We start from the raw sequence: 26,310 nt of genomic DNA, 5'->3' as shown, positions 1-26,310 counted from the left end.
CCGCGCCATGATCGGTAGCGCACGCGACGGCACTGGCGCGCAGATCCAGCGAGTCGTGTCATGCGCGCCGTCCGCGTCAGAGTGGCGACCGGATCTTGCCAGGCACGTCTCGCAGCCGCGCGGTCGCTGACCGATGGGAAAACATGCTACATAACGCACGCCTCGCACCGAGCCCGCCGTCACGGATGTCCACTCCCGCCTTTTCCCTGCAGCACACGCCCAGCGGTCCGATCGCCGATGCGCCGGTTTCCGTGCGCGGGCGGCGCCTGCTTGCCGCGCTGCACGCGCACTGTGTGCAGGCGCTCAGCGGGCCGCTGCGGCTGACCGTCGTGGAGCTGGAACGTGAGCTGCTGCATCAGGCCGAGCATGCACGCAGCAGCCAGATCCAGGCCGAAGCCTATGCACAGATGCGCGGCCTGCGCGATCACATCGACCTGTTTCCGCAGGCGTTCTTGCAGCAGCTGGCGCAGGACCTGGCCACGCTGCGCGATCGCCCGTCACTGACGCCGGCAGCCGAAGCATCAGCGCAAGCGCATCCGCAGATGCTCACCCTGGTGGAAGACACCGATATCGACCGCGATATCGTGCTCAGCGAGATCGCGCGCCGCGAGACCTCCCGCCGCGCCGATGCGCTGCAATTGCTGGCACAGCGATTGGCAGTAATCGGCGCGGTGCCCGAATTCGAACTGGAAGCCGTGCCGCTGGGCCCGTACGCCGTGTGCCGCGTGCTGCGCCAGTGCGGCCAAACGTTGGGATTGAGCCTGGATGGGCAGCTGACGCTCTACCGCGTGTTCGAGCGTCAGGTGATCGAACGGTTGAACGATCTGTACGAGCGTGCCAACGGCGCACTGGCGCAGGAAGGCATCCTGCCGGGACTGATCTATCACCCGTATCTAGTCAAACCCACCCAGGTGCAGACCCGGCGCGCCGCGCCTGCATCAGCCAGCGCAGCGAAGGATGCTGCGGCCACCAGTGGGCGCGCGATGCCGCCGCGCGGCGGGCGACCTGCAACCGGCTGGAGCGGGCAGTCCGCACCGACACCATGGCAGAGCGCCTTGCTGGATCCGCCCGCTGTTCCGATGACACTGGCAACGGCCACCTACGGTGAGCAGGCGACACCTGCACTGGGCGATGCAGTGCTGGCGCTGGGCGGCCTGATGGCGTCGGCGCGGCAGTCGCAGGCGGCCGGCGAGGTCGGCGCAGCGGCGACTCAAGACGCTGCACAGCACGGCGCAGCGCCTGCGACAGGCGCGCAGGCAACACCTGAGAAAGCATCGGCCCAGCGTGCCTCCACGGCCGTGCCCAAGGCCGCCGTCAGCGACGCACTGGCCAGCCTGCAGGGCGCGCTGGCGGCCCAGGCAGCGGCATCGCCGCAGCCTGCCGGCATCGATGCGGTGCAGCGCCAGGTGCTGGCGTTGCTGCGGAGCCAACACGGCCCCGGGGCCGCGCTGTCGCCGCAGGACACCGACACCTTCGATCTGCTCGGCCTGCTCTACGCGCAGATGCAACGCGAGGTCCGCCCGCAGACCCCGGCGCAGGCCCTGCTCGCCAAATTGCAGGTCCCGGTGGTGCGCGCGGCGTTGGCCGATACGCATTTCTTCGTGCGCGACCAGCACCCGGTGCGCGAGTTGCTCAACACCGTAGCCGAGTCCGGCGCGGTCTGGCTGGGCGAGGACGATGTCGACCCGCAACTGCTGCACAAGCTGGGCAGCGCGGTGGACAGGATCGTCAACGACTATCAGGGCGATGAGGCCGTGTTCGCCGCGGCCAATGACGAGATCCAGACGCATCTGCGCACGCTGGCCCGCAAGGCCGAGGTCGCCGAGCGGCGCCATGTGGATGCGGCGCGCGGCAAGGAGCGGCTGGAGTCGGCCAAGCAGCAGGCCGAGGCGCGCATCGAGCAACTGTGCGAGCAGAGCGCCCCGCCGCGCTTCGTGCAGGCGCTGCTGCGTCAGGCCTGGTCGGACGTGCTGACGCTGACGCTGCTGCGCCAGGGCGAGCAGTCGCCCGAATGGGACGAGCGTCAGGCGCTGACCACCCGCATTGCCGAAGTCACCTGCCGCAGCAAGGGGCAACCCGCCGACATCGCGCTCGGCACCGAGATCGACACCGCGCTGCTGCAGGTTGGCTACCACCACGATGAAGCGGCGGCGATCGCGCGGCGCCTGTCCACGCCCGGTGGCGAGGACGAGATGACCTCGCGCACCGAACTCACCGCCAGGCTCAAGACGCGCACGCGGCTGGGTGACCAGGGCGACAGTGCGCCGCGCAGGGATATCGCCACCGCGCGTTCGCCAGCCGAGGAGGCGTGCTACGTGCAGCTGCGCAGCCTGCCGTTCGGCAGCTGGTTCGAATTCGTCATCAACCAGCAGGGCGACCTGCGCCGGCAACGGCTGTCCTGGTATAGCCCGATGACCGACAACGCGTTGTTCGTCAATCAGCGCGGACAGAAGGTCGGCGAGCACTCGCTCGATGGCCTGTCGCGGCTGATGGCCGGTGGCCAGGCACGCCTGCTGGTCGAAGAGAAATCGCGCCTGATCGACCGCGCCTGGCATGCCACCGTGCGCACGCTGCGCAGCCTGGCCGGCCAGTCGCCCGCTGCCGAGGCCACCCGATGATCCAGGACACCCGCCGCGCACCGCGCCGCCAGCCGTCGGACCTGGTACCGGTGACCGACATGCTCAGCGAGGCGCAGATCGGCCGGGTGGGCAATGTCTCGGAAACCGGCATGCTGCTGCTGGCCTCGGTTCCGCTGCAGGACGATGCCCTGTACCAGTTGCGCTTCAGCCTGCCCGAGCGCATCGGCCGCGCCACGGAGATCGACGTCGGCGTGCATCTGTTGTGGACCGAAGCCGCGCACGCACCCGGACAGGCCTGGGCCGGCTTCCGCTTCCTGACCATGTCCGAGCCGCATCGCCAACGCCTGCGCGCCTGGATCGCCGAAGAACACATGCTGGGCTGAAGGACAGCATCACCACGATTACGGCAAAATCGCGCCCTGTCTTTGCATTGCCGATCGAGTCCCGCATGCCCCAGCCGTCCTTGAGCCACCTGTATTCCGACCACCTGCGCACGCTGATCGCGCGCGCCGACGAGGCGCTGCAACGCGGCGGCTTCGACCACCTGGTCGTGCCCAGCGGCAGCCTGCATTACCAGGTGTTCGACGACCGCGATTACCCGTACGCGGTCAATCCGCAGTTCAAGGCCTGGGTGCCGCTGACGCGGGTGCCCGACAGCTGGCTGGTCTACACCCCGGGCAAGCGCCCGACGCTGATCTTCTGCCAGCCATTGGACTATTGGCATGTGGTGCCCGACGCCCCCAGTGGCTGGTGGGTCGAACACTGCGACATCCACATCATCCGCACCCCGGACCAGGCAGTGGCGCTGCTGCCCAGGCAGATCGAACGTTGCGCCATCCTGGGCGAGGCGCAGAGCGCGCTCGGTGCCTATGTGCCGAACAACCCGCAGCCGGTGCTCGATTACCTGGAATATCAGCGCGCCTTCAAGACGCCCTACGAACTGGCCTTGCTGCGCATCGCCCAGCAACTGGCGGTACGCGGCCATCGTGCGGCCGAAGCGGCCTTCCGCGCCGGCCAAAGCGAATTCGGCATCCACATGGCCTATTGTGCCGCCGTCGGCCAGGACGCCACCGAGCTGCCGTACGGCAACATCATCGCGCTCAACGAACACGGTGCAGTGCTGCACTACACCGAGCTCGGCCAGCAGCCGCCGCAGCCGCTGCGCAGCTTCCTGATCGATGCCGGCGCTTCGGCCTACGGCTATGCCAGCGACATCACCCGCACCTATGCCGCCGACCCCGGCAGCGAATTCCAGGCGCTGATCGATGCGGTCGATGCCGCGCAGATCCGTATGGGCCAGAACGTGCGCGCCGGGGTGGATTACAGGCAACTGCATGTGGATGCGCACCTGGCTTTGATGGGCATCCTCAAGGACTTCGGCATCCTTACCGTGTCGCCGGAAGCTGCGCTCGCCACCGGCGTCAGCGCCGCGTTCTTCCCGCACGGCCTGGGCCATCTGATCGGCCTGCAGGTGCATGACGTGGCCGGTTTTGCGGCCAGTGACCGCGGCGGGCGCATCGAACGCCCGGATGGCCACCCGTATCTGCGCCTGACCCGCGTGCTGGAACCGGGCATGGTGGTCACCATCGAACCGGGCGTGTACTTCATCGACATGCTGCTGGACGAAGTGAAGAAAAACGGCCACGCCGCCAGCATCGACTGGGCACGCGTTGCGCAGTTCACACCCTACGGCGGCATCCGCATCGAAGACGAGGTGGTATGCACCGATGGCGCCCCTGAAAACCTGACCCGCCCGGTGTTTGCCGCCCCCTGAGTTATTTTGCACAGCACGGAGCATTGCCATGCACGATCCACGTCAACCCTCGCATCCCGACCACCCGATGTACCAGCAGATCCAGCGCGGCGTGCATGCAATCGATGCGGCACATGGACGCGCACCCGACCAGACCAGTGACCGGCTCAGCGCAGCGCTGCTGCCACTGGCCAAGGAAGGCGGCCTGTCGCGCGTGGACCACGTGCTGATGAGCGAGGCCAACCACCGCGGCGTGCACGGCGGCGAAAACGTGTTCGTGGTGCAGGGCGATCCGGCCAACCCGGCGCATCTGCGCGCGCACATGAAGACCGAGCAGGCATTGCGCACGCCGGAAGAGCAGTCGTTCGCGCGCGCGCAGCAGATTTCCGCATCGAGCGAGCAGGTCCAGCAGCCCGAGCGCATCCAGACACCGCAGCTCAGTCAATAGCACGCCTCGCAACAGACGGCCCGGCGCGGCATGCCTGTGCGGCGCCGGGCAGAGCGTGTCTTGAGTAACAACGCCGGCGCAATCGCACGCGCCGGGCAATCGGAACACCACCTGCAGCGCGCGCGTTGCATTGCAGCGCAATGCAACGATCCGCGTCAGGTCCGCCCACCATCGGTGTTGCCGCGCCCTGCACCCAACGCGTCGCGGTCCGCCATCTCCGCTTCGATCTCCTCGGCGCTGCGTGCCAAGGCATCGGTCAGCACCCGATGGCCGTCGGCGGTGATCAGCACATTGTCTTCGGTGCGGATGCCGATGCCGCGCCACCTGGCCTCCACCGTGGTGTCGTCGGCGGAGATATAGAGCCCCGGCTCGATGGTGAACACCATGCCGGGCTCGAGCAGACGCGAGTCGCCGGCCAGCCGGTAGTCACCCACATCGTGCACATCCAGCCCCAGCCAGTGGCCGGTCTTGTGGCGATAGAAGCGTTTGTAATGGCCATCGGCGATGTTGCGCTCCAGCTTGCCCTTGAGCAGGCCCAGCTGCAGCAGCCCTTCGGTCAGGGTCTGTACCGCGGCCAGATGCCCGGCTTCGTAGGCCACGCCGGGGCGCGCCTGTGCAAGTGCGGCAGCCTGCGCCGCGCCGACCAGATCATGCAGCGCGCGTTGCGCGGGGGTAAAACGGCCGTTGACCGGGAAGGTGCGGGTGATATCGGCCGCGTAGCCGCGGTATTCGGCACCGGCATCGATCAGCACCAGCTCGCCATCGCGGCTGCGCGCATTGTTGGCGCGGTAATGCAGCACGCAGGCATTGCTGCCGGTGCCCACGATGCTGCCATACGCCGGCCATGCATCGGCGGCGCGAAACGCGCGCTCCACCTCGGCCTGCAGTTCGTACTCATGCATGCCCGGCCGCGCCATCCGCATGGCGGCACGATGGGCGCGCACGCTGATGTCGGCAGCGTGTTGCATCAACGCGATCTCGTCGCGCGACTTGAACAGCCGCTGCTCGTGCAGCAGATGCCCGAGCTCGAGGAATTCGTGCGGCGGCTGCGCGCCGTGGCGCACCTGCTCGCGCACGCGCTTGAGCCAGCCGATCAGCTTGAGATCGAAATCCACGTCGCGCCCGAAGTGGTAATAGACGCGGCTGCGCCCCTCCAGCAGGCCCGGCAGGATCTCGTCGACATCGTCGATGGGATACGCATCGTCCATGCCGTAGCGCTCCACCGCGCCTTCCTGGCCCTCGCGCGGGCCATCCCAGGCTTCGCGCTCGGCATCGCGCTCGCGGCAGAACAGGATCGCCTCGCCATGCTTGCGGCCCGGCACCAGCACCAGCACTGCTTCCGGCTCGGGAAAGCCGCTCAGGTACCAGAAATCCGAATCCTGCCGGTACGGATAGTGGGTGTCGTGGCTGCGCACCCGCTCGGGTGCGGCCGGCAGGATCAGGATGGCCTGATCGCCGGCCATCTGCATCAGTTGCTTGCGCCGACGCGCGTACTCGGCCGCGCCGATCCCGGTGAGCTTCTTCATGGCGCAGACGCGGTCAGTTCAACCGTTGGCGGAAGCGCGGCCCCATCACGCAGTCGCCATGCAGCAACAGCACCGCCACGCGCACGAACTCTTCGATCTCGGCCAGGGCGGTGTCGTCCTCATCGGCCGCATCGAAATCGTCGCTGGACGCCTGCGCCAGCCGCGCCAGGTCCTGCAGCGCCTCCTCGCCCTCTTCGGTCAGTGCCGGGCGCTGCTGCGCCGCCAGGCCGAAGCCGCCCAGAAAGGCGCGACACCAGTCGAACAAGGCATCGGTGCGCGCCGCCAGCGGTGCACCGTCGTCGATCAACAGCAGCTCGAAGGCGAAATCGCGGTCTTCCAGCTGCGCCACCGTGGCCTGACGCATCTGGTCCAGCGCCCCGCCCTGCCTGGGCGCCACCTGCGCGGTGTCGGCCAGGATGCGCGCCAGCCAGTCGCCGCTGTCGGCACCCCCGCCGGAAAGCCACCCGCACAATCCACCATGCAACTCCGCTGCGGAGGAAGCCAGCTCCAGCTGGCGACTTTCGTTTTGCACGGCGGTTACATCGGGCAGATCCATCGGGTCATCCAGGCTGAGAACGGAAGGTACCGGCACGGGCGCCGGCGATGTGACTCCTCAGTGTATCAAGGCACCCTGCATCGGCCGCCAGCGGTACGTTCCATGTAGCGTTCCACGCACATGACGCCGGCTGGGGCGAGGCCCGTGGCAGCCCTTGTCGGGATTGGCCCGACGGCAGGTGAGCGGGCGGCAACCGGGCGCTTGACCGGCGCGCGCGCGCGCCCCTATCGTGAGCAGATGGACAACGCCGCTGCCCTCGCCCAGATCCGCGCACTTGCCGCCCGTGTGGAGGCCCTGGTCGAGCGTAGCCAGCGGTTGACCGACGAGAACCGCAGCCTGCGCCATCAGCAGGAACAGCTGATCGGCGAGCGCGCGCAGCTGCTGACCAAGAACGAGCAGGCGCGCTCGCGCGTGGAAGCCATGATCGTCCGCCTGAAATCCCTGGAGCAGCACACGTGAGCACCAACGAGCCGGTCAGCGTGCGCATCCTGGATCGTGAATACACGGTTGGCGTCACTGCCGAGGAACGCGAGAGCCTCACCGCCGCCGCGCGCCTGCTGGATCTGCGCATGCGCGAGATTCGTGGCAGCAATCGCATGGCGGCGGTAGATCGCGTGGCGGTGTTGGCCGCACTCAATCTGGCGCACGAATTGCAACAGCTGCGCGATCAGCAAGCGCTCTACGACCGTGAATTGGCCAATACGCTGGACAGCTTGAATCGCCGCCTGGACAGCGTCTCCGACACACCGCGTTGAGGTGCGGTTCGCACTGTCGTCGCAAATATGAACTTTCAATTGCGCCGGCCGACGAATGGGCTAGCCATCGCGCAGCAGAGGTCTATACTTCACCTGCGTTCTCTGCTGTAAACGACAGCGTGCAAAACATTCGCCTTGTCCCTTAATTACGACCACGGGGGCGCGACGAAGCCGGGAGTGCAAGTCCGCCTTGTAGCGGGAAGCCCGATGGCCTCACAACGTCCCCACTTGAACCCCGGGTTCAAGGTCGTTTCGCCCGCATCGTTCACGGCGGAGAATGCAAATCTGAAACGGCGCCTTCGGGCGCCGTTTCTTTTTGTGGGCCTGAAACATCCGGCATGTGCACGCAGCGTGGCTGCGCCACTGCTGCGATCACTGCGCCCGGACATGATGCGCGCATGCGCGACGCGCAACCCGGCCACCGCTTCACGCACATGCGCCCAGCGACAGGCCAGAGCCGTGCAGGAGCTGGAAATCCGTCGATACACACGCACTAGGCAGGCGCATCCACGCCATCGACAATACCGGCCCACCTATCGCTGCGAGACACCATGACCGACGACCGAGACGCCCTGCGCCAGCAGTTGCGCGCGCTGCGCCGCAGCCTGCCGGCGACGCAGCGACTGGCGGCCGCCGATGCGCTGGCCGAGCGCCTGCTGGCGCTGCCGTTTGCGCCGCAGACCGGTGCGGTGGCCGGGTACTGGGCGATGGATGGCGAAATCGCGCTGCACCGTTGGCAACTGAGTCTGCCGGCCGGCGTGCGTTACTGCCTGCCGGTGCTGGACGGGCGCGTGTTGCGCTTTGCGCCGTGGCGGCCAGGCCAGGGCCTGGTCAGCAATCGCTACGGCATCCCCGAACCGGACGTGGAACGCGCCGACCTGCTGGCAGCCGAGGAGATGGCGCTGGTGGTCACGCCGCTGACCGGTTTCGATGCGCAGTGCCGGCGGCTGGGCATGGGGGGCGGCTGGTATGATCGCAGCTTCGCGTTCCGGCATCGCCAGACGCCGCCGCCCTGGCTGGTCGGCGCCGGCTTCGCCGCGCAGCAGTTGCCCACCTTGCCCACCGAATCCTGGGACGTGGCAGTGGATGCGATCTGCACCGAACACGCCACCTTCCTGAAGGACGACGCCGTTTCCGTATGACTGCCCGCAAGCGCTACTGGTTGATGAAGTCCGAGCCGGACACGTTTTCCATCGATGATCTGGAGCGTGTCGGCACCGAGCCGTGGAACGGCGTGCGCAATTACCAGGCACGCAACTTCATGCGCGACGGCATGCATGTCGGCGACGGAGTGTTCTTCTACCACTCCAACTGCAAGGTCCCGGGCATCGTGGGCATCGCCAAGGTCGCCAGCGACGCGTATCCGGACGACACCCAGTTCGATCCCAAGTCCGACTACCACGACCCCAAGGCCACCCGCGAAGATCCGCGCTGGATGCTGGTGGACGTGGCCTTCGAACGCAAGCTCAAGCGCACGATCGCACTGGACGAGATCAAGCAGCAGGCCGATGCGCTGGGTGAAGGCTTCCCGCTGATCGCCCGCGGCAACCGCCTGTCGATCCTGCCGGTGACCGCCGCGCAGTGGAAATTGCTGCTGGCGATGGAATAGCCGGGATTGGGGATTGGGGATTGGCCCACTGCCCGCCCGCGTTGCACCGCTTTGACGAATCCCGAATCCCCAATCACTAATCCCGAGCTCTTAACCCATGTCCGAAGCAAAACGCCTGGCCGCCGAAAAAGCGATCGATTACGTGGAAGACGGCATGATCGTCGGCGTCGGTACCGGCTCGACGGTGGCCTACTTCATCGATGCCCTGGGCCGCATCAGCCATCGCATCAAGGGCGCGGTGTCCAGCTCCGAGCAGAGCAGCGCGCAACTCCGGCGCCATGGCATCGAGGTGCTGGACCTCAACCACACCGGCAATCTGTCGCTGTATGTGGATGGCGCCGACGAGTGCGACCCGAACCGCTGCCTGATCAAGGGCGGCGGCGCTGCGTTGACGCGCGAGAAGATCATCGCCGAGGCCAGCGAACGCTTTATCTGCATCGTTGACCCCAGCAAGCAGGTGCCGGTGCTGGGCAAGTTCCCGCTGCCGGTGGAAGTGATTCCGATGGCGCGCAGCCTGGTGGCCCGGCAGATCCTGGCGCTCACCGGCGGCCAGCCGGTATGGCGCGATGGCGTGGTCACCGATAACGGCAACGTGGTGCTGGACGTGCACAACCTGCAGATCACCGACCCGGTGGCGCTGGAGCGCAGCGTGAACCAGATCCCCGGCGTGGTCTGCGTGGGCCTGTTCGCGCGTCGCCCGGCCGATGTGGTGATCGTCGGCGGCGAGCCGCCACGGGTGATCTGAGCGATCGCACACGGGCACGCGCACACGCATTTCCGGCCTGCATTGCGACGTAATGGCGAGCGGGCCCTGATTGCACGCAATGATCCGCTCAACACGCCACAGCCGCTTGACGCACGCGGCCGCTTGGCAGATGGTGCGGCATCCCCGCCCGCTGGTATGCCGTATGCGCCGTCTTCGCCTCCTCGCCCTTGCGTCCTTGATCCTGCTCGGCGGCTGCGCCAGCAGCGGCGGTAGCTGGGTGGAATTGGCCGGTACCCGCTACCAGGTGGAGCTGGCGCAGAACGATGCCGATCGCGCCAAGGGCCTGATGTTTCGCGATGCGATGGCGGACGATCACGGCATGCTGTTCGTCCACGACCGCCAGGAACCGCTGGCGTACTGGATGAAGAACACCAAGATCGCGCTGGACATCCTGTATTTCGACGATGAGCGCCGGCTGGTCTCGCAGCAGCGCGACGTGCCGCCCTGCTCGGCCGGCGATGCCTGCCCGCCCTACCCCAGCAAGCGCCCGGCCCGTTACGTGCTGGAACTCAACGCCGGCCAGGCCGCCAGGATCAACCTGCAGGACGGCGCCACATTGACCCTGAGCCCGGACATCCCAAAGCTCAAGTAAATCTCACACGGCAGGCCCTTGCTGTCAGGAAGTACCGGACTTGAACCACGCGCCAGTTGCCGACACTCTTGGCAGCATGGTCGACATGCTCCCACTTCCCCATTGGACCGCACTCGCCAGCCTGGACGACGACGCCGTGCCGTTGATGTCCACCGCGCTGCTGATCGCGCGCGACGAGTATCCGCAGCTGGACGCCGAGCTGTACGACACGCTGGTGCAAAGCCACGTCGAGCATCTGCGCCGCGAGGTGGAGGCGATCGACCTGTGGCCGTTGAAGATGGCCGCGGTCAATCGCTACCTGTTCGACGAGCTGGGCTATTCGGGCAATCACGACGAGTACTACGACCCGCGCAACAGCTACCTCAACCAGGTCTTCGAGCGTCGCCTGGGCAACCCGATCTCGCTGGCGATGGTGCAGATCGAAGTCGCGCGCCGGCTGGGCATTCCGCTGGCGGGCGTGTCGTTTCCCGGGCATTTCCTGGTGCGTTTGCCGGTGGACGACGGCGTGCTGGTCATGGACCCGTTCAACGGCGGCCGCCCGCTGGGCGTGGACGAGCTGCGCGAGCGTGCGCGCCCACATCTGGGGGGTGAGATTCCCGACGACCGCGCCCTGGCGCAGATCCTCGACCCCGCGCCGCACCGCGCGATCCTGATCCGCATCCTGCGCAATCTGCACGGCGTCTACGCCGATGCCGAGCACTGGGACCGCGCCGCGCGCAGCGCCGACCGCATCCTGAAGCTGGTGCCGGACCAGCCCGAGGCGTTACGCGATCGCGGCATGGCCTATCTGCATCTGGGCCACCGCAACGGCGCACGCCACGACTTATCGCGCTACCTGCAGCTCAATCCCGGTGCGCAGGATGCGACCAATCTGCATGAGCACCTGGTCGAACTGAGCAGTCAGCGCGCGCGCGCGCACTGAAACCACAGCTTGCCGCGTCGTCACCAGCGCCCGCCCGAATGGAGGCAGGCGATGTTGTGGCGCGCAAAACGCACCAATCCAGCTGAACGGGCAGCGCCTCAGTCGATCTCGACCATCTCGAAGTCGTCCTTGGTCACACCGCAATCGGGGCAGGTCCAGGTGTCGGGAACGTCCTGCCAGGCGGTGCCCGGGGCGATGCCTTCTTCGGGGATGCCGTCGGCCTCGTGGTAGAGAAACCCGCAGACGACGCACATCCAGGTGCGGTAGGTGGTCGTGGATGTCTCGCTCATCGGATAATCGCGGTCACGCAACGGTGGGACTGCATTGTCCCATCCCACCCACCGCTTCCGGAAGCGCTGCCATGCCCGACCTGCACAACGCCCGCGGCGTCTACCTCATCACACCCGACGAGCCCGACACCGCGCGCCTGATCGCGCGCACCTTGCCGCTGCTGCCCGCTGTCGCCTGGCTGCAGTACCGCAACAAGCAGGCCAGCGCGGCGCTGCGCCTGGAGCAGGCCAGTGCGCTGCACGAGGCCTGCGCCGCGCACGCCGTGCCGTTGATCATCAACGACGATGCGCAGCTGGCATTGCAGGTGGGCGCGCAGGGCGTGCACCTGGGCGAAGACGATGGCGAGGTGGCGGCGGCGCGTGCGCTGTTGGGCGAGCAGGCCATCATCGGAGTGTCGTGCTACGACGAGATCGCACGTGCGTACGCAGCGGTCGCGGCCGGTGCCAGCTACGTGGCCTTCGGTGCGTTCTTCCCCACCACCACCAAGGTGACCACACGTCGCGCAACGCCTGCGTTGCTACAGCAAGCTGGAGCGCTGGGAGTACCACGGGTGGCGATTGGCGGCATCGCGGCTGCGCAGGTGCCCGCGTTGGTGGCTGCGGGCGCCGAGTTGATTGCGGTGGTCAGCGGCGTCTATGCCGCGCCGGATCCGCTCGCGGCAGTGCAGGCCTATCGGGCCGGGTTTGCACGGTAGCGTGGCTGGCAGGTAACAGACAACAGATAACAGATAACAGAAGTTACCGGCGACACGCGCACGCGAAGACACAAGAAACCGGGATTCGAGTCGAAGCGTCGTTTATCAGATGCAGTCACAAGCCGAGTGCGTCGAGTGCGCGGCGCCCTCACCGCTCGCGGGACACGCCGTGCATCCGCCCCTGGAGGCTCCGTGGCGGCATCCATGCCGCCACGAGTCCCGCAATCGGTGAGGACACCGCACCAGACAGTCGGTCGGCGCTCTTGTAAAAAGCTTTCTCTCGTGCGGTATGCATTAAGACGTGAAGCCGTTGCTCCACGATCCAACGAGGCGCATCCAGCACCGCTCTTACCGTGCACACCGACCATCTCGATTGGTCCTTGCCCGCTCACCGTCGCGGGACCCTGAGCGGCATGGATGCCGCGCCGGAGCCTACATGGACGTACTTGCGGCGCGTCCCGCGATGGTGGGCGGGCAAGGGCCGTGCAGCCAACTCGCAGCGTCGTGTTCGCGGTGCCCTCACCGCTCGCGGGACGCGCCGTGCATCCGTCCCTGGAGGCTGCGTGGCGGCATCCAGGCCGCCAGGAGTCCCGCAATCGGCGAGGACACCGCACCAGGCAATTGGTCGGTGGTCAGGCAAACCCTGGGGGTTGCGAGACCTGCGTTGAGTGAGAAACTCGGAGTGCGCTTGTGGAAAGCCTGCGTGCCGCTGGAACTGCGATGCGGGATTTCCTGAGGCAACGTGATACGACCAGCGCACGTCATGCTCCGCTCTTGACCACGCACACCGACCATCTCGACAGGTCCTTGCCCGCCCACCGTCGCGGGACCTTACGCGGCATGGATGCCGCGTAAGAGCTTACAGGGACGTACTTGCAGCGTGTCCCGCGACGGTGGGCGGCAAGGGCCCTGCAGCCAAGCCGCAGATCAACCGCTCTACACCTGCCGCGCGTCGTACGTCAGATGACTGAGCGGCTTGAGCGCCAGCACCCAAACGCCAAAAACAAGGCAGCGACGCGTGCCATCACGCGTCGCTGCCGGCGCTAACCTTATTACCTGCCTCGATCAGAAGTCGTAGCTCAATGTCACCCGGCCCGAGCGCGGTGCCTGATAGGCCACGACCTGGTCCCAGAGCGGGTTGGTGGTGTTGTCGGGCAGCTGCGAGAACGGATAGATGTTGGTTGCGGTCTGCTCGTTGGTGATGTTGAACACGTCGAAACGCAGTGCCAGCTTGCCGGCGGCGAATGCCGGCTTGTAGGTCACGCCCATGTCGAGCTGCGCGATCCAGCCCAGCCGTCCCTGCGAGCCGGGAGGCGATGCCACGCCGGTGCCGGTTTCCGGGCTGTAGCAGTAGTGGTAAGGACCGCCGGTGATCGCGCTGCCACCGTAGCCGGCCGGATCGGTGCCGGTGTAGTTGTCGCCGTAGTAGTTGCCCAGGCAATTGTGTGGTGCGCCCGAGATCAGGCTGAAGTTGGCCGACGCCCCCCATTGCGGAGTGAACTGGTAGAAGCCGAACAACTTGAGCTGATGGCGGTGATCGTTGGATTGATCGCCGTTGAAGTGTTCCATCAGCGCCGCGTGGTCCCAGCTCTGCGTGGTGGAGACCGAGGCCTGGCCCTGGTAGCTGCCCAAGGCGCCGCCGGTGCGCCACAGATCAGAACGCACCTGGCCTTCGGTGGTGCCGTAGCTATGCGACCAGACGTAGTTGACCTTGGCGTACCACTTGCCGTCGAACGGACGTTCCAGGTTGAACTCGACTGCCGAGTAGTTGCGCTTGAACTTCGGGAAACCCGCCGCTTCGCGGCTCACCGATACCTCATGGAACTGGCCATCGGTACCGATCACGCCCCAGGTATTGGTCTGGCCGGGGTTGATCAGCGATGCGCCGGCAACCTGCGAGAAATCGATGGTCACGCCCTGCGCTGCGGCGGCGGCGATCAATGCGGTATTGGAGACGTCGTAGTTCTGATCGTCGATACCCGCATTGAGGCGGCGATGCGTGCCGCGCACGCCCAGCACCCAGCCGGTCTCCAGCTGCTTGGTGAAACCGAGGATGACTTCGTCCTGGTTCTCGCCCTCGATGTCCTTGACCACTGCAGTGCGCACATCGGCGATGCGGCCGAAGCGCGAGTTGGCCGACACCGCCGACCCCAGCTGCTGCGCCAGGACCGGCGTGCCATCGGCATTGATGCCGCTGTAGGTGAAGTAGGTATCGGTGGTGGTGGCCGGGGTGAACAGGCTCACTGCCGACAGCGGCAGGCCAAGGTAATAACGGCCGACGTTGCCGAACACCTTCAGGCTGGAATCGCCGTTGACGTCCCAGCTGAAGCCCAGGCGTGGCGCCCAGGCGTTATCCACTTCGATGTACGGGTCGCCGAACGGGGTGTAGTTGGTGAATTCGTCCTTACGCAGGCCGATGCTCAACAACAGGTTGTCGGTGACCTGCCACTTGTCTTCGATGTAGTAGGCGCGCTGCTTGGCCTCGTAGGAGTACAGGCTGGTGTTGATGTTGCGCACCACGTAGTAGCCGCTGGACCCATTGACCGGATCGACCAGGCCCGGGCTCGGCGCGCCGATGCCGCCGGCTTCGTTGGCCGACTGGCTGACCAGTCCGCCCGTCCGCACGCCATTGGGATCGTTGGTCTGGCCGTAGGTCCACGCAAAGCCGGGGCCGGACAGCACCGAACCCACATCGATACCTTCGGACTTCTGGTTGTCGATACCGAAGTTGAGCGTGTGGTGGCCGATACGCCATTCCAGATTCAGGCGCTGATTGTCTTTCTTGTATTCGCGGTCCGGTGAACTGACCGAGGTGACCAGCTGATTGCCGATGCGCGGGGTGCCGCCGGTGTAGGCCGGATTCTGCAACGCAGCGCTGTTGATGACCGGCCCGCCGGCCGCGTCGTAGTTGAAGGGCGTCAGCTCGTCGGGCGTCTTCATCTTGCCGTACAGCGCGGTCACGGTGAGGTTGTCGCTGAGATAGCCGGTGTACTTGCCGGTGAACAAGGTCGGGCCGGTCTTCCAGGTGGATTCGTCGGTGAAATAGCTGCCGCGCTGGCGATTGACATAGTCGTAGCGGTAGATCGACCCGTTGGTCTCCGCCTCGTCGCTGGCGCCGGTCACCTCGATCAGGTGGTTGTCGGTGATGTTCCAGTCCACCTTGGCGTACCAGCGTTTCTGCTTGTAGTCGTAATCGGTGAGGCCGCCGGTGCGTCCGTTGTCGGTGTCGCGATTGGTGCCGACGCGTACGCCGTCCGAATCCACCTGCTCGGCAGCCAGGAAGAAGAACAGCTTGTCCTGGAGGATCGGTCCGCCGACATAGGCGCTGTAGGTGGTCTGGTTGGCTTCGGCCTCGCTGGCCGGCTGGTACAGGCCATTGGCCGCGCGCGCATAGCGGTAGGCGGCGTTGTTGATCGTGCTGCCCTGGCTGTCCGGGCGCCAGTAGATATCGCGCTGGTTGGCACGCAGGCCATTGGGTTCCCAGATCACCGCCGCGCCAAATTTCCACTCGTTGGTGCCGCGCTTGCCGATCTGGTTGATCACGCCGCCATTGGCGCGGCCGTACTGCGCGCCATAGCCGCCGGTGAAGATTTCCTGCTGGTCGATGGCGCCGTACGGCAGGGTCAGACCACCCAGGTTGTTGCTGATGGTGGTGGTGTTGAAACCATTGAGGTAATAGGCGTTTTCGCTGGCGGCCGAGCCGCCGAAGCTGGGCAGTGAGCCACCGAGCGGGCCATTGTCGAAGCCGCCGCTGTTGACCACCACGCCCGGTGCCAGCAGCGCGATTGCCTCGGCAGTGCGGCCCAGCGGCAGCTGCTGCAGCTGCTCGGCGGTGACCACCGTGCGGGTGTCCACGCTGCTGACGTCGATGGTGGTCAGGCCCGCGGCGGTGACGGTGACGCTGTCCAGGGTCTGCATGCCGCTCCCCGAAGCGGCAGCGAACGAGACGTCGGTGTTGGCGCCGACGGTGATCGCGACGTTTTCGCGGGTTTCCACCACCGCGCCATCGCGCTTGACCGTGACCTTGTAGGTGCCCAGCGGCAGATTGCCGGCGGTGTACCGGCCGCGTGCATCCACCGGCACTTCGCGGCTGAAACCGCTGTTGTTTTCCACCAGCACGCTGGTGCCGCTGCTCTGTCCCACGCTGCCGACGATGCTGCCGCTGGTGGACTGCGCGTGGACGCTCCCCATGGCCACGACCAGTGCCAACGCCAAGGCACGCTTCTGGATACTACGGTTCATGTTTTCTCCCCCAGTCTGGAACTGTCGGCAACGCGACAAAAATGAACGGCGCCAATGGCTACCGGAATCACACTCTCTGAACATCTGCCGCAGCAGACCAATGACCACCGGTCATTTGCTCATGCCAAACCGTCGATACCCTTGCGTTCGATCATAGGCAGCCGGATCGCCCTACCCGTGCGCTCCGACGGGTAGGCAGGCATCTGGTGGGTAGGCGGACGGGGGCCGCAAGCCTGACAATGGCGGGTGCGCCGCCCGCAGTCGGGCAGCGCCGCCCCCAATCGGTACCACTCAAGGATCTGCGCGCATGAACCACACCCGCTCCCACGCCCTGTTCGCCCAGGCGCAGACGCTGCTACCCGGCGGCGTCAACTCACCGGTGCGTGCATTCAAGTCGGTCGGCGGCGAGCCGTTCTTCGTGGCGCGCGCCGATGGCCCGTATCTGTATGACGTGGACGACAACCGCTACATCGACTACGTGGGTTCGTGGGGGCCGATGATTGCCGGCCACAATCACCCCGCAGTACGCGAAGCGGTGGAGCGCGCGATCCGCGATGGCCTGTCGTTCGGCGCGCCGTGTGCGGCCGAGGTCACCATGGCCGAGACGATCCATCGGCTGGTGCCGTCCTGCGAGATGGTGCGCATGGTCAATTCCGGTACCGAAGCCACGCTGTCGGCGGTGCGCCTGGCCCGCGGCGCCACCGGGCGCAGCCGCATCATCAAGTTCGAGGGCTGTTATCACGGCCATGGCGACTCGTTCCTGGTCAAGGCCGGCAGCGGCATGCTGACCCTGGGCGTACCGACATCGCCGGGCGTGCCGCCCGGCCTGAGCGAGCTGACCGCCACCCTCTCCTTCAACGACTTCGAAGGCGCCACCGCCATGTTCGACGAGATCGGCGCCGACGTGGCCGCGGTGATCATCGAGCCGGTGGTCGGCAACGCCAACTGCATTCCGCCGCAGGCCGGTTATCTGCAGCACCTGCGCACGCTGTGCACGCGGCATGGCGCGCTGCTGATCTTCGACGAGGTGATGACCGGTTTCCGCGTCGCGCTCGGTGGCGCGCAGGCGCATTACGGGGTGACCCCGGACCTGAGCACCTTCGGCAAGATCATCGGCGGCGGCATGCCGGTGGGCGCGTACGGTGGCCGGCGCGACTTGATGGAGCAGATCGCTCCCGCCGGCCCGATCTACCAGGCCGGCACCTTGTCGGGTAACCCGGTGGCGATGGCGGCCGGCCTGGCGATGCTGGAGCTGGTGCAGGAGCCGGGCTTCCACGCCCGCCTGAGCGAGGCCACCAGCGTGTTGTGCGAAGGACTGGAAGATGCCGCGCGCGCGGCCGGCATTGCCGTCACCACCAACCAGGTCGGCGGCATGTTCGGGTTGTTCTTCACCGACGACATCGTGGAGAACTACGCGCAAGCCACCGCCTGCGACATCACCACCTTCAACCGTTTCTTCCACGCGATGCTGCAGCGGGGCGTGTATCTGGCGCCGTCGGCGTACGAGGCCGGCTTCATGTCCAGCGCGCACGATGCGGCGGTGATCGATGCCACGCTGGCCGCCGCGCGCGAGGCGTTTGCGGAAGTGGCGCACTGAGGCGCATCCAGGCGTTGCGTTGCCGGCGATGGGCCCGGCAACGCTGACCTTTGTGGTGCGTTGAAGGCGAGGTGTCATCGCCTGCGTCGCGGTGGCCGCTGGTGACGCTGGCCGCGCAAGACGCCCGGCATCGGTGCGGGCCTGAGACGCCTGTTTAGGCCCGCGCCGACGCTGAACAGGCGCGGCGCCGGCGCTGCAACCGGCTCGATGGCGTCCAGACGGGCCCGGCCGTTCCTAGCAATGGCGCACACCCCGCGCCACTGCAAGCTCCATTCAGGCGGCGGCGTAGCGACAGGCTTTGCTTTTGTCTTGTGGCTGTCATACCTTTCTGAAAGGTGTCCATGGACGGGCATGGGTGGGGACCCTCGAAGCAGCCGATGGACGTTGTCGCCGGTCACGGTGACGCCTGTGCATCGCCGCTGTTTCATCACGATCTGCAGCGTGTCGAGCCGGCGCGCTGCCGACGCTTGCCAGGGCCGCCCTCGCCTCATGCTCAAGCCTGTTGCGTTGCTCACGCCGCGCCCCTCACCGCCGCGCGATTCCGCTGTTCCCGATTGGCTGCTCGCCAGCAAGCTGGAGCCGCCGCTGCCGCGTCCCGGAGCGGTGGTGCGCAGCACCTTGCTGGCGGCGCTGGATCAGGCGCAAGCCCGGCCGCTCACCCTGCTGCTGGCACCGCCCGGATTCGGCAAGACCACACTGCTGGCGCAGTGGCATGCGCAGCTGCGCGCGCGCGACCACGCCGTGGCCTGGCTGTCGCTGGACGAAGAGGACACCGATGCCACGCGCTTCCTTGGCCACCTGGCGTTGGCGCTCCAGCACGCAGGCGCCGATCCGGCACTGTGTGCGGCGGTGCTGCACAACCGCGACCAGGATCCGCGCGAGGCGGTGACGGTGCTGCTCCGCGCGCTACGCACTGCGCCCCGGCGCATCAGCATGATCCTCGACGATTACGACCGGCTCGGCAGCGGCATCGTCGACGAGCTGGTGCTGCGCCTGGTCGAACACGGCGGCGGACGCCTGCACCTGTTGCTGGCGACCCGGCGCGTACCGGCACTGCCGCTGGCGCGGCTGGACCTGCAGGCGCAGCTCAGCCGTCTCGGCAGCGCGCAGCTGGCACTGGATGAGCCCGAAGCGCAGGCGTTGCTGGGCCCCCAGGTGCCGGCGCCGGTCGTGGACGAATTGCTGCGCTACACCGAAGGCTGGCCGGTGGCGCTGCATCTGGCGCGCTTGTGGCTGGAAGGCGGCGCGCAGCGTCAACAGGAGGTGGCCGCGCGCTTCTCCGGCCGCAGCGCGCAGATTGCCGCGTATCTGGCCGAGCAGGTGGTCAACGACCTGGATGCCGACACGCGCGACCTGCTGTTGCGGACCAGCCCCCTGGAGCGCGTCAACGCAGCGCTGGCCGATGCGGTGCGTCAGTGCGACGACAGCGGCCGGCTGCTGGCGCGCCTGGAACATTTCCACGGCCTGCTGGTGCCCATGGATGGCGAGCGCGAGTGGTTCCGCTATCACCCCTTGTTTGCCGACTTCCTGCAGCAACTGCTCGATCGCGAACACCCCGGTCAGGCCACCCAACTGCATCAACGGGCCGCACGCTGGTTTGGCGATCATCGGTACCTGGCCGAAGCGGTGCGGCACGCATCGCGTGCCGATTGCGGCGACCTGGCCGCCAGCTACATCGCGCGCGCCGGTACCTGGCAACTAGTGCTGACCCACGGCACGCACGCGGTACGCGCTCTGCTGCGGCATTTCGAACACCGCACCATCCGCGACACCCCGGCGCTGAATCTCACCCAGGCACATCTGCACGCGAAGCTCGGCGAATTCAGCCATGCGCGCCTGCTGCTGGAACGCTTCCGCGACTTTCCGGCTGCGCTGCGCGAGCCCCTGCAACGCGACTACACGGTGGTGGTGGCGCTGTTGCGTGATCGCCTCGACGAGATCTGCGGCAATCCGCATGGTCTGACCCAGATCGCCGCGCAAGCCTCCGCGCTGGACGAGGACGACCACCTGGGCCGCGGCATGCTGCTGTGCATCTGTGCCACCACCGCCATTGCGCAGGGTGCCTTTGCAACTGCCGAACGCTACGCCCTGAACGCACGCGATGCGATGCAGCGCGGCGGCAGCGAACCAGGCGCGGGCCAGGCGCTGCTGGCGCTGGGCCAGAGTTTTTTCTATCGCGGACAGCTCGGTGACGCCGAAGCCTGTTACCGGCAGGCCCTGCACTGGTGCGCCCGCTCCCCGCAGCTGGATCGCGTGCTGGAGGCCGCCGGCCAGTGCCTGCTCGCACAACTGCATTACGAACGCGGCCACCACGACGACGCGGCCGACCTGCTGCATCCGGCACTGGAATTGCTGGAACAGCACGATGGCGGCATGGACGTGCTGGCCGCCGCCTACGACACCGCGCTGGGATTGGAGCGTGTGCGCGACCACAGCGGGCGTAGTGCCTTGGCGCTGCTCGAACACGTCGAGCAGATCGCGCACGGGCGCAAGCTGACGCGCCTGTCGGAACTGGCTGCAGCATGGCGTTTGATGCTGTTGCTGGAGCATCCGGGCAATGCCGCCATCGATGTGCTGATCGCACGCACCGGCGGCGAATCCGGATTGGCGCATACGCTGCGCTCGCCCCACCGCTGGCGCGATCGCGCGGCGATGGGCTTTGCGCTGGCACGCTGGCATCGGCTGGCCGGACGCAGCAGCGCCGCGCTGACCATCCTGGGCCAGATCGAACAGGCCTGCCTGGCCAACGACAACCTGTGCCACCTCGCGCGCACCCGCGCGCGCATCGCCCTGGTGCTGCAGCAACGCGGCGAACTGGTCGCGGCGCTACCGCACCTGTATAGCGCGCTCGACCATGTGGCACTGACGCAAAGCTGGCAGGCGATCGTCGAACTCGGCCTGCCGGCCAAGGCGATGCTGCGCTCGCTGCGCCAGCACGACCCGCATACCGTCGGCGGCACCACACGCGCACTCACCATCCAGGCCCTGCTCGAACGCCTCAGCGGCGACGAAGACCCGGCCGGCGACATCTTCAGCGAGCGCGAGCTGGAAGTGCTCGCGCAACTGGCACGTGGGTATTCCAACAAGCAGATCGCACGCTGTTTGCATCTGTCGGAAAACACGGTCAAGTTCCATTTGAAGAATCTCTATCGCAAGCTGGATGCACGCAGCCGCGAAAGCGCGTTGGCTCAGGCCTTGCAACGCGGGTTGTTGCGCGCAGCCGATCCACCAGGCAATTCGGAAACGGTGCCGGGCTGACCTCCAGCTACGGCGCTGACGCGCGGCAAGACGCCACTTCGGGCGGCCGGAGGCGGTGATGACACCTGCACGCTGCGGCAAGCTGGTCTATCTCGGCATCCAGAAGCGGCCCGGTCACGACAACACATGGAGCCTGCCACAACAGCGCGCCTTCCTTTAAGCGCAGTTCTCCGCGCACCGTCTACGACGGTCGCTGGCGCTGCCGTCCGCTCCGCTCACAATTGCTTGGAGCACGCGGCGTGACCGCGTGCCAGCTCCCTCGCCTATCGCTCCTGCCGCGGCCATGCGCCTGCGGCAGCTGATACCTCATCCAAAACTCAGCGTGCCCTTCATCATCGCCCAGTGGCCGGGGAACGAACAGAAGAAGGTATAGCCGCCGCCCTTGCTCAACTTGCTGGTGGGAAAGCTCACCGTGGTGCTCTCGCCGCCGCCGATGACCTTGGTGTGTGCGATCACGCGCGCGTCGGCCTTGGGCAGATAACTGTCAGCGATGGTGGAGCGTACGCCGGCATTGGCCACTGCCTGGAAGTCGGCGGATTTGGTCAGCACCCAGTTGTGGCCCATCACCGTGGCGGCCATCTTGCCGGAGTGCTTGAGCGTCAGGTCCACCTGCGTGCAGTCGGGCGCCAGCTTGATCGCGCTCTGGTCGAACTTCATCTGGTCGTTGCCGGTGATGGTCACCGCGCAGGTGCGCGCCCATGCCGACGGCGCCAGCAGCACCAATCCAATCACGGCAACTGTCGAAAACACTTTCAAAGGAACACTCCTGCAATAAGGGATGCGCGACGCCCAGCGCGCCTGGTCACACCAGCGCATCTGCAAGCGCCGATGTTGCCAGAGTAACGCCTCATGCGTAGCGGAAAAAAGCATCCATCGGATCATGCACATCGGCCGTGGCCTCCGGCAGCGGCAGCGGGCCGCGCTTGCCGGCAATCACCTGCACGAAGGCCTGCTTGAAGCGCGCCATCTCCGCATCGGTGCCGACGGTGATCCGCGACCAGGTCGGCCACACCGGCCAGCTGCGTCCGATGAACACGCCATGGGTGGCCATATCGTCCTTGAAGCCGGCGGCCGGCCGCTTCACGTCGACCATGAAGCAGTTGCTCTCCGAGGTGGTACAGGCATAGCCCTGCTTGGCGAGAAACGCCATCACGTCCTTGCGTGTGGCCGCGGTACGTGCGCGCCGCTGCGGCACCAGTGCGGGATCGCGCAGGCTGGCCAGGCCTGCGGCAGCCGCGGTCACCGGCAGGCTGTTGACGCTGTAGAACATCAGCTTGGCCAGCAGGTCCGGGCGTGCGGCCGCGTAGCCCAGGCGGATGCCGGCCATGCCGTAGAGTTTGGAGAAGGTGCGCAGCACCACCACGTCTTCGCCCGCGGCAACCATGTCGACCACGCTGCTGGTGCTCTGCGCAAAGTGGATATAGGCCTCGTCGACCACCAGCACGCTGCCCTTGGGCTTGTGCGCCAGTGCATAGTCCAGGTCCTTGCGCGCGGTGACCGAGCCGGTGGGGTTGTTGGGATTGCAGATGTAGATCACGCCGGGGCTGGCGTCGGCGGCGCACATCGCCTGCACATCGTGCGAGAAGTCCTTGCGCAACGGCACCTTGATCAGTTTTGCGCCATTGCGGCTGGCGGCGCGCCAACCGGATTCGTAGGTGGGATCGGCAGTGACGAGCGCGGCGCTGGGCGAGGTGAACGCCAGCATCGTGTAGTCCAGCGGCTCGGTGGAGCCGGCGTAGGCCATCAGGTGGTTGACCGGCAGCTTGAGCTCGGCGGCCAGGGTCTCCATCAGCTCCATCTGCACATCGCGCAGGTAGCGTCCGCCTTGCGGCGCGATCTGCGCGATGGCCTTGACCGCAGCAGCCGACGGGCCATCGGGAAACTCGTTGGAGCCGATCATCACCGGCGACAACGCACTGGCCGGTGTTGGCGCGACGGCGGCAGAACGTTCGGCGGCACTGGCCAGCAGCGGCAGCGCACTCGCACCGGCGGCGCCGGCAAACAGCGCGGAGTCGCGGAGAAACATGCGGCGCGAAAGAGCAGTTTTCATGACAACCTCCAGCAGGACGACAGCACGGATTCAAGGACGAACGGCGACCACTTCGATTTCCACCCGATACAACGGATTGCCGAGCGCGGCGATCTGGAAGGCCGAGCGCGCCGGCAGATTGGGCTGCTCCTTGGTGCCGAAGAACTGGCGGTAACCGTCCATGAAACCGTTGAAATCCATCTTGCCGCCCATGGCCGGATCACCGACCAGAAACACTTGCATCTTCACCACATCGCCCATGCCCAGGCCGAGGGTCGCGAGTTGCTGCTTGATCTGGTTCAACACGCTCACCGTCTGGGCCTTGGTGTCGCCATAGGCGGCGATCGAGTCCTTGGGCGCACTGGCATCCACCACCGCCGGCACCTTGCCACTGACGTAGACGGTGGCCTTGCCGGCGGGAATCTCCACGGCAGCAGCAATGGGAAAATCGCTGTTGGGTATCTTGTGGCGGACCACGTCGGCCGCATGCGCAGCGGCGAGGCCTGCAGACCACAGCAGGGCAGCAGTGAGAACGGTGGTCACTGGACGGAACATGGCAACTCCTTGCATGAGAGAGAAAGGGAGAATCAGTGGCGCAGCAACTTGACGTCGTCGATGGTGACGCGCTCGGCGTGATCGTTGCCGAAGTGCGTGCGCACATAACTCACCACCTCGGCCACCTGGCGGTCGTTGAGCATGGCGCCGAAGCCGGGCATGCCCGCATGGCCGTCGAGCACCATCATGGTGACGTAGGGGCCGGCGGCCAGCTTCGGGTTGCCGGCAAGCGCGGGATATTCGCCCGCGCCCTGCGCACCGCGCCCGCCCGGCATGTGGCAGCCCTGGCAGATCGCCTGATAGACGTCCTGGCCGGATGCCTTGGCAAAGCCCTGCTGCGGGAACAGCTGGGTGGCATCGGAGCTCTGCGCCCGCGCGTCGTATGTGCCTGGCGGCACCAGCAACGCAACCATCACAACGGCAAAGCTGGCCGCGGCCAACCGTGATAACAGGCTCATGCGCGACCTCCTCCGGCCAGCACTTTGCGATGCAGACGGCCCACGACATCGTGCGCGGACAAGATCGCGCCTTCCTGCCAGGCCGGGATATAGGAGACGTGTTCACCGGCCAGCGCCAGGCGCCCGTCGATCTGGCACAGCGGCGTGTAGTGTTCGGCACGCGCCTGCTCGCTCCACATGCCGAAACAGCCGTGCGTGAACGGCACGCGGTGCCAACCGACCGAAATGCCGTTCTCGAATTCACGCGGATACTGCGGATGCAGTTGTGTGCCGTATTCGACCGCCTTGCGCACGCGCTGCTCCGGGGACATCGAGGTGAACTGGTAGGCATCCAGTCCCCACACATACGCACCGAGCAGCACGCCCTTGCCGGGGCTGTGATAGTTGGTGCTGGGATAGCTGATCAAGGTGATCGGCAGATCGGTGTAGCTGATGCCGCCGTAAATGGCCTCGTCCTCTTCCCAGAAGCGGCGCTTGAATTGCAGGCCCACTTTCACCGATGCCGCATACGGCACCTGGCCGATCGCGGTGGTCATCGCGTCACTGGCGGTGACCGGAATGCGGCTGAGCACCGACAACGGAATCGTGCAGATACACCAATCGGCGCTGGCGATGCGTTCTTCGCCGCCGTGCGCGGCGTCCTGCCAGGACACGCGCACACCGTTGCCATCCTGATCGATCCTGGTGACCTTGGCGTTGTAGGTGATGGCGTCGCCGAGCCGGGACGCGAATGCCTTACCGATCTGGTCCATGCCGCCCACCGGCTGGAACATGGTGGTCTGCATTTCGTAGTTGTTGCCGGCCGCCAGCGTGGTCCACAGACGCGAGTACAACACGTCCTGCACGCTGAAGGGATCGGAGAACTCGGGCTTGCCCGACAGGCCGCCGCCGGGATAACGCGCAAAACCGCGCCGCTCGCTGCTGTCCTTGCCCTTGACGTAGCCGAACTTGTGGTCGAGCGCGCCCCAGGTGCGCAGGGATTCCAGCAGCACTTCCTGGTCTTCGCGGCTCACGGTGGTGTCCAGCGCCTGCTGCTGGGTGCACTTGGCCAGCAACTCGGACACGTGCCCCTTGTAATCGGCATCGATGGCGCGAAAGCGCTGCGGTTTGCCGCCGAAGCCATGCTGGCTGTGCAACAGCGCGTTGTAGTTGACCTGGTTGAACGCCTCCAACGCCACACCGAATTGCTTGCAGTAACCCAGCACCGCCTTGTGGTGATGCGGGATGCGCCACGGCCCGGGGTTGAGGTACAGCCCGTCGTCGAACTGGCAATGTTGCATCGCCCCGCCGAGTTCGGTGTAGCGGTCGCCGCCGCGCAGCGTCCAGTTACGCCCGCCGGGGCGGTCGTTGTATTCCAGCAACTGCACGCGGTACCCCGCCTTGCGCAGTTCGAAGGCCGCCGCCATGCCGGCCAGCCCCGCCCCCAGGATCAGCACCGAGGCGCCTTTCGGGTCGCCATCCAGCTGCAGCGGTCCCTTGAAATCGGATTCGGCCGCCATGCCCAGGCTGCTCATCGCCTGATACATCATCGCGCCGCCAGCGGTCATGCCGATGCGCGCCAGCAGTTGCCGCCGTGTCATCGCCCCAGAGTGATTGCCTTGCATCAACGCTTAGTCCTTGCATGTCATGGATCGAGTCCGACGGACACCACCGATGGCGCGGCCGGCAACGCTGCCGGCC

General features: G+C 66.5%; 23 protein-coding genes and 1 other RNA gene. 15 read left to right on the top strand and 9 right to left on the bottom strand.

Features of this window, described 5'->3' with window-relative positions; genetic code table 11:
• Positions 1-185: 185 nt before the first annotated feature.
• The 4 genes from EO141_RS16915 to EO141_RS16900 all read left to right on the top strand — a co-directional run bounded on the left by EO141_RS16915 (position 186) and on the right by EO141_RS16900 (position 4,780).
• A complete protein-coding gene (locus EO141_RS16915; RefSeq protein ID WP_127169748.1) occupies positions 186-2,618 on the top strand; it encodes a DUF1631 domain-containing protein in 2,433 nt (810 codons plus the stop codon).
• A complete protein-coding gene (locus tag EO141_RS16910; protein ID WP_104584744.1) occupies positions 2,615-2,962 on the top strand; it encodes a PilZ domain-containing protein in 348 nt (115 codons plus the stop codon). The genes EO141_RS16915 and EO141_RS16910 overlap by 4 nt, the downstream gene beginning before the upstream one ends.
• Before the next feature lie 65 nt (positions 2,963-3,027).
• Positions 3,028-4,353, top strand: coding sequence for a Xaa-Pro dipeptidase (gene pepQ, locus EO141_RS16905; protein WP_127169747.1), 1,326 nt, complete (start codon positions 3,028-3,030; stop codon positions 4,351-4,353).
• 28 nt (positions 4,354-4,381) lie between these two features.
• Positions 4,382-4,780: an XVIPCD domain-containing protein gene (locus EO141_RS16900; RefSeq protein ID WP_127169746.1), complete on the top strand. Its 399-nt coding sequence runs from the start codon at positions 4,382-4,384 to the stop codon at positions 4,778-4,780.
• A gap of 155 nt (positions 4,781-4,935) precedes the next feature.
• Here the strand turns inward: EO141_RS16900 and EO141_RS16895 are convergent, their stop codons facing one another.
• Positions 4,936-6,306 carry an aminopeptidase P N-terminal domain-containing protein gene (locus tag EO141_RS16895; protein ID WP_104584740.1) on the bottom strand — a complete coding sequence of 457 codons (1,371 nt, stop codon included), beginning with the start codon at positions 6,304-6,306 and terminating at the stop codon, positions 4,936-4,938.
• A 13-nt stretch (positions 6,307-6,319) separates the two neighbouring features.
• A complete protein-coding gene (locus EO141_RS16890) occupies positions 6,320-6,862 on the bottom strand; it encodes a YecA family protein (RefSeq protein ID WP_024938111.1) in 543 nt (180 codons plus the stop codon).
• Between the two features lie 237 nt (positions 6,863-7,099).
• Between EO141_RS16890 and EO141_RS16885 the strand changes: the two genes are divergently transcribed.
• From EO141_RS16885 to EO141_RS16850, 8 genes are all read left to right on the top strand, one after another.
• Positions 7,100-7,321, top strand: coding sequence for a TIGR02449 family protein (locus tag EO141_RS16885; protein ID WP_024938110.1), 222 nt, complete (start codon positions 7,100-7,102; stop codon positions 7,319-7,321).
• A complete protein-coding gene (locus EO141_RS16880) occupies positions 7,318-7,617 on the top strand; it encodes a cell division protein ZapA (RefSeq protein ID WP_115677338.1) in 300 nt (99 codons plus the stop codon). Before EO141_RS16885 ends, EO141_RS16880 begins: the two co-directional genes overlap by 4 nt.
• 96 nt (positions 7,618-7,713) lie before the next feature.
• Positions 7,714-7,898: non-coding RNA, 6S RNA (ssrS, locus tag EO141_RS16875), on the top strand.
• Positions 7,899-8,168: 270 nt separating this feature from the next.
• Positions 8,169-8,759, top strand: coding sequence for a 5-formyltetrahydrofolate cyclo-ligase (locus EO141_RS16870; protein ID WP_104648849.1), 591 nt, complete (start codon positions 8,169-8,171; stop codon positions 8,757-8,759).
• Positions 8,756-9,226, top strand: a complete 471-nt coding sequence (locus EO141_RS16865; protein WP_164739261.1) for an EVE domain-containing protein — start codon at positions 8,756-8,758, stop codon at positions 9,224-9,226. The genes EO141_RS16870 and EO141_RS16865 overlap by 4 nt, the downstream gene beginning before the upstream one ends.
• A 97-nt stretch (positions 9,227-9,323) precedes the next feature.
• Positions 9,324-9,971, top strand: a complete 648-nt coding sequence (rpiA, locus tag EO141_RS16860; RefSeq protein WP_104648848.1) for a ribose-5-phosphate isomerase RpiA — start codon at positions 9,324-9,326, stop codon at positions 9,969-9,971.
• A gap of 163 nt (positions 9,972-10,134) precedes the next feature.
• Positions 10,135-10,584, top strand: a complete 450-nt coding sequence (locus tag EO141_RS16855; RefSeq protein ID WP_026064588.1) for a DUF192 domain-containing protein — start codon at positions 10,135-10,137, stop codon at positions 10,582-10,584.
• A 40-nt stretch (positions 10,585-10,624) separates the two neighbouring features.
• Positions 10,625-11,506, top strand: a complete 882-nt coding sequence (locus tag EO141_RS16850; RefSeq protein WP_104584728.1) for a SirB1 family protein — start codon at positions 10,625-10,627, stop codon at positions 11,504-11,506.
• A 98-nt stretch (positions 11,507-11,604) separates the two neighbouring features.
• Here EO141_RS16850 and EO141_RS16845 read toward each other — a convergent pair whose 3' ends face one another.
• Positions 11,605-11,844 (bottom strand): rubredoxin, encoded by a 240-nt coding sequence (locus tag EO141_RS16845; RefSeq protein ID WP_047124717.1) that lies wholly within the window; start codon positions 11,842-11,844, stop codon positions 11,605-11,607.
• A 23-nt stretch (positions 11,845-11,867) separates the two neighbouring features.
• Between EO141_RS16845 and thiE the strand changes: the two genes are divergently transcribed.
• On the top strand, positions 11,868-12,491 hold the full coding sequence (gene thiE, locus EO141_RS16840; protein ID WP_126947491.1) for a thiamine phosphate synthase: 624 nt from the start codon (positions 11,868-11,870) through the stop codon (positions 12,489-12,491).
• 1,065 nt (positions 12,492-13,556) lie between these two features.
• On the opposite strand, the gene EO141_RS21430 is transcribed toward thiE, so the two are convergent.
• Positions 13,557-16,733, bottom strand: a complete 3,177-nt coding sequence (locus EO141_RS21430) for a TonB-dependent receptor plug domain-containing protein (protein WP_164739260.1) — start codon at positions 16,731-16,733, stop codon at positions 13,557-13,559.
• Positions 16,734-17,040: 307 nt separating this feature from the next.
• Here EO141_RS21430 and hemL point away from each other — a divergent pair, with 307 nt between their 5' ends.
• Both hemL and EO141_RS16810 read left to right on the top strand, forming a co-directional pair.
• Entirely contained in the window at positions 17,041-18,330 is a 1,290-nt protein-coding gene (gene hemL, locus EO141_RS16815; protein ID WP_127169743.1) for a glutamate-1-semialdehyde 2,1-aminomutase, read from the top strand.
• A gap of 489 nt (positions 18,331-18,819) precedes the next feature.
• Complete coding sequence (locus tag EO141_RS16810) at positions 18,820-21,588, top strand: LuxR C-terminal-related transcriptional regulator (RefSeq protein ID WP_127169742.1); 2,769 nt, start codon at positions 18,820-18,822, stop codon at positions 21,586-21,588.
• A gap of 306 nt (positions 21,589-21,894) precedes the next feature.
• Here the strand turns inward: EO141_RS16810 and azu are convergent, their stop codons facing one another.
• The 5 genes from azu to EO141_RS16785 all read right to left on the bottom strand — a co-directional run bounded on the left by azu (position 21,895) and on the right by EO141_RS16785 (position 26,234).
• Positions 21,895-22,344: an azurin gene (gene azu / locus EO141_RS16805; protein WP_127169741.1), complete on the bottom strand. Its 450-nt coding sequence runs from the start codon at positions 22,342-22,344 to the stop codon at positions 21,895-21,897.
• Positions 22,345-22,435: 91 nt separating this feature from the next.
• Positions 22,436-23,638 carry a pyridoxal phosphate-dependent aminotransferase gene (locus EO141_RS16800; RefSeq protein ID WP_127169740.1) on the bottom strand — a complete coding sequence of 401 codons (1,203 nt, stop codon included), beginning with the start codon at positions 23,636-23,638 and terminating at the stop codon, positions 22,436-22,438.
• Positions 23,639-23,668: 30 nt separating this feature from the next.
• Positions 23,669-24,172 carry a RidA family protein gene (locus EO141_RS16795; protein WP_127169739.1) on the bottom strand — a complete coding sequence of 168 codons (504 nt, stop codon included), beginning with the start codon at positions 24,170-24,172 and terminating at the stop codon, positions 23,669-23,671.
• A 32-nt stretch (positions 24,173-24,204) separates the two neighbouring features.
• Positions 24,205-24,630, bottom strand: coding sequence for a cytochrome c (locus EO141_RS16790; protein ID WP_127169738.1), 426 nt, complete (start codon positions 24,628-24,630; stop codon positions 24,205-24,207).
• Entirely contained in the window at positions 24,627-26,234 is a 1,608-nt protein-coding gene (locus EO141_RS16785) for a flavin monoamine oxidase family protein (RefSeq protein WP_164739259.1), read from the bottom strand. Before EO141_RS16785 ends, EO141_RS16790 begins: the two co-directional genes overlap by 4 nt.
• Positions 26,235-26,310: the final 76 nt, after the last annotated feature.

It is taken from the genome of Xanthomonas sp. BRIP62415 (assembly GCF_003993515.1).
GTDB lineage: Bacteria > Pseudomonadota > Gammaproteobacteria > Xanthomonadales > Xanthomonadaceae > Xanthomonas > Xanthomonas euroxanthea.
Note: the sequence above shows the minus strand (reverse complement) of the source record. Positions and strands in the feature narration are given on the sequence as shown.